At 70.4% G+C, this 10,668-nt stretch carries 13 protein-coding genes and 1 pseudogene; 7 read left to right on the top strand and 7 right to left on the bottom strand.

Annotated elements, in window-relative coordinates; all coding sequences use genetic code 11:
• Window positions 1–1,174: amidohydrolase (locus ADL22_RS07475; protein WP_234430584.1), on the top strand; the 1,174-nt coding region annotated here is incomplete at its 5' end.
• Window positions 1,175–1,365: 191 nt separating this feature from the next.
• Here the strand turns inward: ADL22_RS07475 and ADL22_RS07470 are convergent.
• The 3 genes from ADL22_RS07470 to ADL22_RS07460 all read right to left on the bottom strand — a co-directional run bounded on the left by ADL22_RS07470 (window position 1,366) and on the right by ADL22_RS07460 (window position 2,354).
• Window positions 1,366–1,701: a hypothetical protein gene (locus ADL22_RS07470; protein ID WP_066974973.1), complete on the bottom strand. Its 336-nt coding sequence runs from the start codon at window positions 1,699–1,701 to the stop codon at window positions 1,366–1,368.
• Window positions 1,698–1,889 carry a hypothetical protein gene (locus tag ADL22_RS07465; RefSeq protein ID WP_066974972.1) on the bottom strand — a complete coding sequence of 64 codons (192 nt, stop codon included), beginning with the start codon at window positions 1,887–1,889 and terminating at the stop codon, window positions 1,698–1,700. The genes ADL22_RS07470 and ADL22_RS07465 overlap by 4 nt, the downstream gene beginning before the upstream one ends.
• Window positions 1,890–2,006: 117 nt before the next feature.
• Window positions 2,007–2,354, bottom strand: coding sequence for an ATP-binding protein (locus tag ADL22_RS07460; RefSeq protein ID WP_234430585.1), 348 nt, complete (start codon window positions 2,352–2,354; stop codon window positions 2,007–2,009).
• A 289-nt stretch (window positions 2,355–2,643) separates the two neighbouring features.
• Between ADL22_RS07460 and ADL22_RS07455 the strand changes: the two genes are divergently transcribed.
• From ADL22_RS07455 to ADL22_RS07435, 6 genes are all read left to right on the top strand, one after another.
• A complete protein-coding gene (locus ADL22_RS07455; RefSeq protein ID WP_066974968.1) occupies window positions 2,644–3,495 on the top strand; it encodes a helix-turn-helix domain-containing protein in 852 nt (283 codons plus the stop codon).
• A gap of 28 nt (window positions 3,496–3,523) precedes the next feature.
• Window positions 3,524–3,718, top strand: a complete 195-nt coding sequence (locus ADL22_RS33610; RefSeq protein WP_079063910.1) for a DUF397 domain-containing protein — start codon at window positions 3,524–3,526, stop codon at window positions 3,716–3,718.
• A gap of 110 nt (window positions 3,719–3,828) precedes the next feature.
• A complete protein-coding gene (locus tag ADL22_RS07450) occupies window positions 3,829–4,035 on the top strand; it encodes a hypothetical protein (protein ID WP_066974966.1) in 207 nt (68 codons plus the stop codon).
• Window positions 4,019–4,549, top strand: a complete 531-nt coding sequence (locus tag ADL22_RS07445; protein WP_066974964.1) for a DUF6879 family protein — start codon at window positions 4,019–4,021, stop codon at window positions 4,547–4,549. The genes ADL22_RS07450 and ADL22_RS07445 overlap by 17 nt, the downstream gene beginning before the upstream one ends.
• Window positions 4,546–5,376 carry a helix-turn-helix domain-containing protein gene (locus ADL22_RS07440; RefSeq protein ID WP_079063909.1) on the top strand — a complete coding sequence of 277 codons (831 nt, stop codon included), beginning with the start codon at window positions 4,546–4,548 and terminating at the stop codon, window positions 5,374–5,376. The genes ADL22_RS07445 and ADL22_RS07440 overlap by 4 nt, the downstream gene beginning before the upstream one ends.
• Window positions 5,377–5,813: 437 nt before the next feature.
• Complete coding sequence (locus ADL22_RS07435; RefSeq protein WP_159048594.1) at window positions 5,814–6,533, top strand: hypothetical protein; 720 nt, start codon at window positions 5,814–5,816, stop codon at window positions 6,531–6,533.
• 182 nt (window positions 6,534–6,715) lie between these two features.
• Here ADL22_RS07435 and ADL22_RS07430 read toward each other — a convergent pair.
• The 4 genes and pseudogenes from ADL22_RS07430 to ADL22_RS07420 form a co-directional block, all read right to left on the bottom strand.
• A pseudogene (locus tag ADL22_RS07430) lies at window positions 6,716–6,877 on the bottom strand (transcriptional regulator); the annotation flags it as partial.
• On the bottom strand, window positions 6,838–7,005 hold the full coding sequence (locus ADL22_RS34545; protein ID WP_234430583.1) for a helix-turn-helix domain-containing protein: 168 nt from the start codon (window positions 7,003–7,005) through the stop codon (window positions 6,838–6,840). The pseudogene ADL22_RS07430 and the gene ADL22_RS34545, both read right to left, overlap by 40 nt.
• A gap of 24 nt (window positions 7,006–7,029) precedes the next feature.
• The gene (locus ADL22_RS07425; RefSeq protein WP_066974958.1) at window positions 7,030–7,557 is read right to left on the bottom strand and encodes a DUF6879 family protein; all 528 of its coding nucleotides are present in this window, start codon (window positions 7,555–7,557) and stop codon (window positions 7,030–7,032) included.
• A 405-nt stretch (window positions 7,558–7,962) separates the two neighbouring features.
• Complete coding sequence (locus tag ADL22_RS07420) at window positions 7,963–10,242, bottom strand: terpene synthase family protein (RefSeq protein ID WP_066974956.1); 2,280 nt, start codon at window positions 10,240–10,242, stop codon at window positions 7,963–7,965.
• Between the last annotated feature and the right edge of the window lie 426 nt (window positions 10,243–10,668).

Below are 10,668 nucleotides of genomic sequence, written 5' to 3'. Positions count from 1 at the left end.
CCTCACCCCCCTCCACCACCTCTCCCGCACCACCCTCACCACCCACCGCGACGACCTCATAGCCCTCAGCCACAGCCTCCACGCCGAGCCCGAACTCGCCTACGAGGAGCACCGCTCCGCCCGCAAGATCGCCGACCTCGCCGAACGGGCCGGCTTCGACGTCGTCCGCGGCGTCTGCGATCTGCCCACCGCGTTCACCGCCACCGCCGGCTCCGGCGACCTGGTGATCGGCGTCTGCGCGGAGTACGACGCGCTGCCCGGCATCGGCCACGCCTGCGGCCACAACGTCAACGGCGCCGCGGCCACCGCCGCCGCCCTCGCCCTCGCGCCCGTGGCGGACGAACTCGGCCTCACCGTCAAGCTGATCGGCACCCCCGCCGAGGAGTCCGGCGGCGGCAAGGTGGACCTGCTGCGCGGCGGCGCCTTCGACGACGTGGCGGCCGCGATGATGGTGCACGCCGCCCCGACCGACGCCATCGGCATGACGTCCCTGGCCATCAGCAGCTGGGAGGTCGCCTACGCCGGCCGCACCGCGCACGCCGCGGCCGCCCCGCACCGCGGCGTCAACGCCGCCGACGCCCTGATGATCGCCCAGGTCGCGATCGCCGCCCACCGCCAGCAGATGGTCCCCGGCGGCGCCGTCCACGGCATCACCACCTCCGGCGGCGAAGCGTCCAACGTCATCCCCGGCCGCACCACCGCGTCCTACGACTGCCGCGCCGAAACCCTCGCCGACCTGCGCGAACTCCAGTCCCGTATCCGCGCCTGCTTCGAGGCCGGCGCGCTGGCCACCGGCGCCGAACTGACCCTCACCCCGGTCGGCAACGACTACGCCGACCTCCGCCAGGACGCGGAGATGTCCGCCCTCTACGCCGCCGCCGCGACCGCCCTGGGCCGCACCGTCCCGCCCCGCGACCCGTCCCTGCGCGGCGGCTCCACCGACATGGGCAACGTCTCGCACCTCATCCCCACCATCCACCCCATGATCGGCTACGACTCCGCCGGCGCCCTCATGCACAACCCCGACTTCACCCGCCACGGCACCACCCCCGGCGCCGACCGCGCCCTCCTCGACGGCGGCCTAGCCCTCGCCTGGACCGCCATCGAACTCGCCCGCAACGAGGGCCACCGGGCCCGGCTCCTGGCCCGCCTGGCATCCCGACGCCCCAACTGACCACCGGCACCGGCCGGTTGGACCGGCAGCGACGCGGAGGCTCCCGCCCGCTGCCCCGGGGTGGGCGGAAAGCAGGCCGCCCCCCCCGCCCCAACCACCAGGCACCCGCTACCCGCCCGGCGCCCGCAACGGCCGGCCGAACCCCACCGACCCCTCAGCCCCGTCCAACGGGCACCGGGCCCCCGTGCGACTCACCACCGCCAGAAAAGCACCGGCCGGGCGGACCACTCCACCCACACCCCACCGCAGTCGAGCGCCAGCCCGCACGGCTCTCCCCGGTGCAACGCGGCCACGGCCCCTACGCGCCCGCCGCCCTCCACCTCCCACAGGGCCCGCCGCCGCGCCCGCCCGGGCAACCCGCCGGCCATCCGCCGCGCGTCCGCCCCGATCGCCCGCGCCGCCCGCACCGGACTGTCCACCGCGAGCGTCACCCACGACGCGACGGCATCCGCGTCCGCGTCCGGCGACCGGTACACCACCCGCTCGCACCAGATCCCCGGCGTCCCCAGGCTCAGCCCCCGCGTCACGCCGCCGCCTCCAGCTCCGCGACGACCGGCCGCGCCACCAACGCGTACGCGCACCCGTCCCCGTCAACCACCGTCAGCGCCACGGCACTTCCGCCGACCAGCGCAGCCACCGCCCCGTCGAACTCCCCTAACCCCTCCATCCAGGCCCGCACCCCGCCCTCGTACGGGACCCCCAACTGCTCCGCCACGTGCCAGCGCCCGCCGCCGCACCCAGCCCACGGCCCGGCGCGGCGAGGACGAGGCCAGCCCGCCGAGCCCGATCGCCACCCCGTCCGGACACCGCACCGTCACCTCCGCCCGGTACCTCACACCGCCCCCACCACGGCCAACTCGGCCCAGACGACCTTTCCGATGCCGTCCGCTTCCACGCCCCAACCACCTGCCAAGGCGTCCACGAGCACCAGCCCACGACCGCATTCCGCGTCCTCCTCCACCTCGTCCTTCACCACCGGCACCTCCGCACTCCCGTCGCGCACTTCCAGCCGCAGCCGTCCACCCGCGACCACGAACCGGACGCCGACCCAGGCCGCACCGCTCCCCGCCTGCGCCCGCACTGCGTTGGCAACCAACTCGGTCACCAACAGCTCTGCGACACATACGAGTTCGCCCCCGATGCCCCACTTCCGCAGCTGCCGCCGCAACTCCCCGCGCACCCACCCCGCGCTACGGGGCTCACTCGGTATGCGGTAGGCGACGTCGGCCGCACCCACGGCGGCAAGTCGAGCTGCTACGGGCCGAGCGCGTGGCGGACATGGCTATCCCCTTGATGCGCATGACGGAGTCGAGAGATCACACGCCGGTGACCGAACCGACACGGCGAGTGACTACGGGAACCAGACTGCTCCGAACGCCGCCAGATTGCAACCGACCAATTGGAACTTGTCCCAACTAGGCGCTCAGGGGCTAGGGTTCTGCGTACGCACACGTCGAGAGGGGGCCCTCATGGCCGGGACGCAACCGCCGGTGTGGCGGCGCCGCCTTGCCGCGAAGCTGGTGGAGTTCAGGGAGCAGGCGGGAAAGACCCCGGAAGAAGCCGCCGAACGCATCGGCTGCCACCGCACGAAGATCAACCGAATCGAGAACGCCCGCCTCGGCATCTCCCTCGGCGAACTACGCGACCTGCTGTCGTTCTACGAAGTGGACGATCCCGCCGAAGTCGACGGCATGGTGGAGCTGGCTCGCCGACGCCGCGAACCAGACTGGCTGCGCCGCGCGGCCCTCGTCCGCCCATCGATAAGGGACCTCGTCCACTACGAGGAGACCGCTTCGTGCATCCGGTCGTACCAGGGAGTCCTGATCACCGGGTTGCTGCAGACGCCCGACTACGCCCGGGCCGTACTCTCCGCCCGTCCCTCCAACCTCGGGGAGGAGGGAGTGGAAGCACTACTGGAAGCGCGCATAAGGCGACAGGAGTTCCTGGACCGGGCCGACCCGCCCCGGCTGTGCATCATTGAGAGTGAAGCAGCACTGCGCGTCCAAGTAGGTGGCCGGGAGACGATGCGCAAGCAACTCGCCCATCTGGAGACGATGGCCCGCAGAGACGGCATCGAACTGCGCATCATTCCCGACCGGGCTGGGGCCCACGCAGGGCTCAACGGCTCGTTCGTGCTGTTCAGCTTCCCGAATCCCGCCTATCCCGACGTGGTTTCCGTCGAGCACCGCACAGGGATGACCTACATGGAGACGTTCGAGCAAACGTCGGAGTATGCCGTCATCTTCGACGCGCTTCAGTCGGTCGCCCTGGACCCTGAAGACAGCCTGGCCCTGACCGCCAAGGTGCGTAATGACCTGTAGCAGCGGAAACCTCGAAAGGCAGCGAGCAATGGGCACACCGAACCTCGACACCGCCGCATGGCGCAAGAGCAGCTACAGCGACACCGGGGGCGACTGCGTAGAACTAACCCAACTCGCCCCGGGCGCCACAGCCATACGCGACAGCAAGAACGTCACCGGCCCCCAGGTCATCGTCACCGCCAGGGCTTGGGCCTCGTTCATAGCGGCACTGAAGAACGACTGAACCAGCAACGGCTGGCCTCCGTTTCCCGTTCTCTCAACTGTGATCCCTTGACCTCCGGCCCACAGCCTCGGAAGCATCAAGCAGGACGCCAACCGACAGGGGGTCAGCCGATGAAGCTCAGGCAGCTCGCCAGCGACTGCGACGAAGGACCGTGCCCGACCGTGTGGGAAATGGTGGGCACCGAACACGTGCTGGTGCAGGGCTTCAAGGTGAACGATGCGGAGGCCCTGGCCACCATCGGCTTACCCGAGAACGAAACCGTGGTCCGCATCCCTATGGCGCTGCTGAAGAGGGTGGCTCGTGAACATCTCACCTGACGACTTCGGGAAACTGTTCGTCGAATTCGAGCGGGAGGCGTTCCGGCTCGAAACCTTGGACGACTACAGCAAGTCGGGCGGCGTGGAAGCCTACAGGGCGTTTCTCGCCGGCGAGCCTCAGCCGGAGAGCTACCGGACGGCTGGCTGGGTCACCACGGTGCGCGAAGCCACCCAGGCCGGTAAGCGCATGTACCGGGTGCACATCCTCGACCGCCCCTTGAGCGACTATCTGCGATTCGAGCTGGGGTGGGGCTACCTCCGGAACCAGGAAGCCGGGGAGGAGTTCTTCATCCTGGACACCACGGAACAGCCCAATCCGCTGGAAGGGGTTCCGGACTTCTGGGCGTTCGATGAGAAGGTCGTGGTGTCCATGAACTACGGGGACGCCGGCGAGTTCCTGGGGGCCGAGGTCGTACCCGAGAGGCAGACGCAGGAATGGCTGGAGCGGCGGGACACCGCCATGGACCTCGCGACACCGTTCACCGAATGGTGGGCCCGGCACAAGCCGGAGTGAACGAAATCAGCATCGGCAGAGCGCTGCGGGAACTGCGCGCGGCCAGCGGAAAACCGGCCAAGGCAGTCGCCCGCAGCGCCGCCATGTCTCCGAGCAAACTGAGCAAGATCGAACGCGAGGCACTGACTCCCAGCGTGATGGACGTTGAGCGCGTCCTCACGGCCTTGGAGGTCCCCGCGGAGGTCAAGGCCCGCCTCACCGAGGACGCGCGCAAGGCCGCCACGGAAGTGACCGCTTGGCGCCTGTACCGCCGCAGCGGGCTGCACAAGCATCAAGAAGAGATCCGGGCCATCGAGGCCCAGACGGAACTCATGCGGCTTTTTCAGCCCGTATGCGTTCCCGGACTGCTCCAGTCACCGGAGTATGTGCGTGCCGTGTTGAGCAGGCACGGATACACACCCGAAGCCCTGGAGAAAATGATGAGCGCCCGCATGCGCCGGCAAGAAGCCCTTTACGACGAGAAGCGCAGCTACCGCTTTGTCATCACCGAGTCGGTTCTCAGGTGGCGTATCGTGTCGCCTGCCATGATGGCCGCCCAGCTGGACAAGCTCATCACCATGTCCAGGATGCCGAATATCAGCATTGGCATCGTACCGCTGTCGGCCCCCATGACAGACCTGCCAAGCTGCTCCTTCACGCTCCTCGACAACCGGCTGGTCATCGTCGAGATCCCGCACGCCGAGGTCACCACCACAGAGCCCCGAGACATTGTGCGTTACGCGACCAAGTTCGAGGGATTCGAGCGCCTAGCCGTCACACAAGAGGAAATGCGGACGTTGGTCGAGGGAATACGGGACGACTTCTTGAGGGAACGGGAAACCAGCTAGAGAAACTCTCGCGATTCCCAGCACGATGAGCCTCGGACAGTTCAATCCGGGGAGGTCGGCGGAATGGCGAACAGCCCGAACAGCATGAACCGCACGGAAACGGCCGAGGTGACGTGGGAGTACGCGACCTACGCGCCCAAGGGCCAGCGGTGCTCGGCGTGCAGGGCACCGCTCCAGGCATTCGACCTGACTCGCCGAGGTCAGGTCGAACGCCCCTCCGGCCCGCCCGCGGTGATCTACCGGCACGCACACGCGTGCCCGAAGTAGCGGCCGCGCCACCGGTCCCGACTCCCGCGTCTCTCAGAACGGCGACACGGTCAGAGCCGATGTTCGTGAGGACGGGTGGCATCGGATGAGTACCCCTACTCATGTGCGCGGCGTTCAGGGTCATGCATGTTCCGTGCATGCGACGAAGACCTCTGACGAGACCTGTGCTGATGGCTGCCCTCGGCTGCGTCGTCCTGGCCGGCTGCGGCGCCCGGAGCGCCAATACCGATGAGACCCCTGCGGCCGGCGCCGTCTCCGCGACAGCCCGGCCGGGTGGCCCGCCGAGCGACAACGGGCCGGAGGGGCGGTTCCTCTCGTTGATGACCCGCGTGGGGCAGGGCTGTGCTCCCCAGGCCCCCAACGGCAACGGCGGCGGTGGCGGGCCCGAGCCCGACGAGCTGCCGGGCGGATCGGCTTCGCCGGCGCCGAAGTACGGACCGGGCGAGACCCCGCCAGGAACTCCGGACGCCGCCGGGAAGATACCGGTCCCCGTGGACGACCCCGCGCCGTCGAAGCCGGCCTCTGACTCCACCGGGCCCAAGCCTCCGGCCAAGGAGGTGCCGCTGACCGGTACCGAGAAGTGCAGCGGCAAGGCGCACGCCGAGCGCGTCAGCAAGGCGTTCGAGAACACGAAGGCGATCAGCTACCAGGCGATGCGCAAGACGCTGTCGGACCTGGGCTACCCGGCGTCGCGGATTCACCAGATGCCGAACCATGCGGGCGCGCCCCGGGCAAGGATCGACTTGCGCATGATGGGCGGCCACTTGGCTTTGGAGGTCACCGGCACCAGCAGCGGGGTGATCACCGAAGCGTTCGGGGCTCCGGAGACGGAGGACGTGAAGGTGGCCGACGTGAAGCGGAAGCCGAAGCTGGACGCGCCCACGTCCTGAACACTCGGCCCGCGAAGAAGGCCGAGAGCCGCCGGAACTCGTGAACATCTCACCAGGCCGACATCAGCCTCGCGTGAGTCGCCCCGGAAGCACACGCCCCACCGGCGGGACGAGGCCACCTGCCCACCTCGGCGATGCCTGGGACTCTTTCCCGCCCTCACGAATATCCGTGTGAACGGCAGTCAGTCCAACACCTCCACGGCCCGCGCGACGAGGGCGCGCGCGGCCGCGCCGTAGACGGCCAGGGCACGCAGGCGCTCGAATGCCTTGAGGTACAGGGCGATTTCGGCGGGCTGCGTGATTCTTACTCGGGCGGAGGCCAGTTCGATCGACACCAGGCGGTCGCGTGGTGCCACCCGCACCGGCCCGCCAGTTCGGTCACCGTCAGCCCGGCCCTCTTCCGCAGCTCACGCAGCCGCCGCGCGATCGCTTCGCGGGCCGCCTGCGCCGAGGAGGACGGAGAGCGGGGCATGAGCAGGCCGGCCGGTACCTTCTGTCAGCGGATCTCGTACTGGTCGTGCGGGACGGCTCGCGACCATACGCCCTGGAACGCTTCGGCGCACAGATTGGCCGCAGCCGGGTCCGCCCTGACCTCCGGCCCGCCCGAAGTGCCGTCCCCCTCGAAGTGGTTCCAACGGACCACCCGCCCGTCGAACAGCCAGAAACCGTTGCCCGGCAGCGCGAGGTCCGATGCCCGGCGACGCGGCAGCCAGCGCACCTGCTCGCCCGCGGCAGCGTTGGTGAACGTGCCGTCGTACAGGAACCGGGTGTACTCGCTGACCGGCTCGGAGACGATCCGGGCCCGTCGCACGACGACGCCGCGGGACACGGCCTCCTGGACCACGTCGAGCCAGGGCCGCCACCACGAGGCCCGGTCCGCCGGATCGTGCCGGAAGCCTCGCCTCCAGTCCGCGAACGGCCCCTTCTCGTAGTCCACGGCGTAGACGTCGCGCATCTCCAGGTGCACGGCCGATGCGGTGCACCCGGCGATCATCTCAGCGAACGTCGGAACGCTCGACGGCATCGCACGCCTCCCTGATCAGGTGAACCATCCGCGCCGGGATGCGGACGGCCGCCCGCACCGGTTCCGCCCCGGGTATGGCTGTCCGAACCGGCGGTAGGCGGCCGCGAGCCGGTGCGGCGCCCGGGGGCGGGCGGAGAGCAGGCCGCCCGCCGCAGGGCCATCGCTAAGCCGCCGGCAGCCCCAGGGAGCGGGAGCGTCCCCGGCGGGACGTCCGTGCCTTCGAGGGCGTCGGCGAGCCGTAGTGCGCAGTCGGCGACGATGAGGTCGGGCGGCACGGGCGTGAGGGCCTGATCGATGCGGAGGGTGAAACTCCACTCGGGCACGGCATGGGGCTCCGTTCAGTGCCGATGGTTGCTGACGCACCGGCCGATGTGCTCGGCGCCGGAGAGCCCCGCCGTGCTCCTGTTACCGCCCCGCCACCCCCACGCCCTCGTGCCCCCCGCCCCGTAGGGCCGCGACTCCCAACGACGACGTCCCCAGGCCCGTTGGGCCCGGGAGCCAGCCGGGGGTGCCGGGCTGGTGGCGGAGGTATTCGGAGCGGTAGCGGCGGCAGTCCTGGTGCCAGGTGAGGATGCCGGCGAGCCAGTTCTGGAGTTCGCGGACGTAGCCGTCGAGGGTGGCGCGGGCGTCGGCGGTGAGGCCGAAGTCGTCGTAGAGGATGGGGAGTTGGTTGGCGGCGACGTGCTGGAATTCGCGCATGCGGGAGGTCATCAGGTCGTGGACGATGGCCAGCGCGGCCGGGTAGTCGCAGTCGAAGAAGTTCTGGACGACCAGGAGGGCGTTGTGGACCTCGCCCTCGTACTCGATCTCCTTCTGGTACGAGAAGACGTCGTTGAGCAGGCAGGCGTAGTCGGCGGCGGCGTTCTCCAGGGAGCGCATCGGGCCGCTGCGGTAGATCTCCGGCGGCACCTGGCGGCCGTGGCCGAGCCGGCTGAGGCTCATGGTGAGGTCGGAGCCGAAGGTGGCGCGGCGCATCTCGATGTAGTCGACCGGGTCCGGGATGCGGTGCTGGACCTGGTTGTCCAGCTCCCAGAGCCAGCTGGAGACCATGGTGTCCACGGCCTGCTTGAAGGAGCGGCGGGCGTCCGGGGCCATGGGGCCGGACGTCCGGGCCCAGAGGTCGGCCAGGCCGCGTTCGAGGGCGTTGGCCGGCTCGGGGGCGGGGGTGGCGGCGTCCAGGGGCATCAGGGCGGACAGGCGCTTGGTGGTGGCCACCGCGCCCGCCACGTCCCGGGAGCGGCCGAAGACCGCCGGGTAGTAGTCGTCGGCGTACGTGCCCCAGGTCAGCCACTGGGTGCCGAGGTCGAGCTGTTCGAGGGTGGCGTCCGGGTGGAGGCCGGCCGCGCACAGCGCGAAGTCGAAGCGGACGAGCGCGTCCTCGTCCCAGATGTCGGAGAGCGGTACGCCCGGCTGCGGGTGCAGCATGCCCATCCGGCGCGCCCAGGTGACGGTGTTGCGGCGGGCCGCCTCCAGGTGAGGGCTGAGGGTGGTGGTGAAGGGCATGTAGAAGTCGGGGAGTTGGGACGGGCCGACCTTCTGGTGGGACACGTGGGTGCGGCGCCTGAGGCGCTGGCGGGTGCCGATGGCCAGGAGGGACGGCAGGTCCAGGGCCGAGGTCCCCGGGCCCGGTACGCCGCCGGCCAGGGCGCCGGCCAGCCCCTGCGTGCCCAGGCCGCCGAAGACCAGCGGCGACCACGGGGCCGCGGCGCCACCGGGCGCGCCCGCCCCGCCCCCGTTCATGTAGCGGCTGGAGCGCATATGCCATTCGTGGCCGCCGGACTGCCAGTCCTGGAGGCCCTTGGCGTAGGCGAGCACCGCGGCGCAGCCGGCCGGGTCCAGGCCGGTGTCGGCGAAGAGCGCCGGCAGTTCGGTGAAGACGGTGTCCTCGAACTGCTGGAGCCGGGAGGTGATCAGGTCGTTGACCGCCTCCGCGGCCTCCTGGGTGGTGCAGTCCAGGAACGTCTCCAGCACCAGGACGCCGTTGCTCAGCTCGCCCTCGTCCTCGGTCTCCCGCTGGTACGAGAAGAGGTCGTTCCGCAGGTGGACGCCGTCCGAGAAGGTGTCCTTGAGGACCCGCAGGGGGCGGGAGCCGGCGACCGCGGCCGGGACCTCGGCGCCGGTGGCGTACTCGACCAGCCCGGCCGACCAGGGGGCGCCGCCCACCTTGCGGCGCATCTCGATGTACTCGACGGGGTTGGGGACGCGGTTGATGTTGATGTTGGAGAGTTCCCAGAGGGATTCGTTGAGCAGGTGCTCGGTGCTCTCGGCGAAACGGGCGCGCCAGTCCAGGGACATCGCGGGCACGGTGCGCGCCCACAGGTCCGCGAGCCCCGCCTCCACCTGGTTGGTCGGCTCCGGGACGGGCGTGGACAGGTCCATCGGCATGAACATCGGCAGCCGGTCGAGGTACGCCTTGCCGCCCTCCCGGTCCAGCGTCCGCTTGAACTTCTCCAAGAAGTGGTCGTCGAAGAAGAAGACCCAGACGTACCAGTCGGTGACGAGGTTCAGCGCCTCCTCGGACGCGTCGGGGTGGGTGTACGCGCAGAGCAGCGCGTAGTCGTGGGCGTCGAGGTCGCGCTCCTCCCAGATGCCGGAACCTTCCAGCATGTTCATCTCCCGGGCCCACTGCTTGGAGTGCGCCCGGGCGGCCTCCAGGTGCGGGTTCAGCCGGGCCGGGTGCGGCATGTAGAAGCGGGGGAGGGTGAAGGGCTGGCCGTTGGGGCGCGCGGCGGAGGGTGCCTGGGGCTGCGGCTTGGGCTCCGGAGTGGGGTGCGGCTCGGCTTGTGCCTGGGGCGGTGGCGTGGGGTGCGGGGCCGCGGGGTGGGCTGGGGCCCGGTGCCGCGGCGCGGGGTGCGCTGCGGGCCGGGCGTACGACGTGGGCTGCGGCTGTGACTGCGTCACCGTTGGTGGCCTCTCCCGATACCGATGCCTCCCGTACGGACCTCTGAACGGGAGGAGGGCGCGCCGAAGCACCCCCTTTGACGGCGCAGCCCTACCCCGGGGCGCGCGGCGGTAGGCCGATCCGGGCGCACCACCCCTGAACTGGCACTCTTTCGGGTTGAGTTGGCGGGGAACGGCCGTGGGGCGCGGGACGTTTGGGTTATGGGCGGG

It is taken from the genome of Streptomyces sp. NRRL F-4489, assembly GCF_001509485.1.
GTDB lineage: Bacteria > Actinomycetota > Actinomycetes > Streptomycetales > Streptomycetaceae > Streptomyces.
This window is presented reverse-complemented; position numbering and strand designations above follow the sequence as displayed.

Coding starts and splice junctions, on each gene's coding strand:
- ADL22_RS07455 (WP_066974968.1), top strand. CDS start 2,644: ATGGCCGGGACGCAACCGCCGGTGTGGCGGCGCCGCCTTGCCGCGAAG.
- ADL22_RS33610 (WP_079063910.1), top strand. CDS start 3,524: ATGGGCACACCGAACCTCGACACCGCCGCATGGCGCAAGAGCAGCTAC.
- ADL22_RS07450 (WP_066974966.1), top strand. CDS start 3,829: ATGAAGCTCAGGCAGCTCGCCAGCGACTGCGACGAAGGACCGTGCCCG.
- ADL22_RS07435 (WP_159048594.1), top strand. CDS start 5,814: ATGGCTGCCCTCGGCTGCGTCGTCCTGGCCGGCTGCGGCGCCCGGAGC.
- ADL22_RS34545 (WP_234430583.1), bottom strand. CDS start 7,005: ATGCCCCGCTCTCCGTCCTCCTCGGCGCAGGCGGCCCGCGAAGCGATC.
- ADL22_RS07425 (WP_066974958.1), bottom strand. CDS start 7,557: ATGCCGTCGAGCGTTCCGACGTTCGCTGAGATGATCGCCGGGTGCACC.
- ADL22_RS07420 (WP_066974956.1), bottom strand. CDS start 10,242: ATGCCGCACCCGGCCCGGCTGAACCCGCACCTGGAGGCCGCCCGGGCG.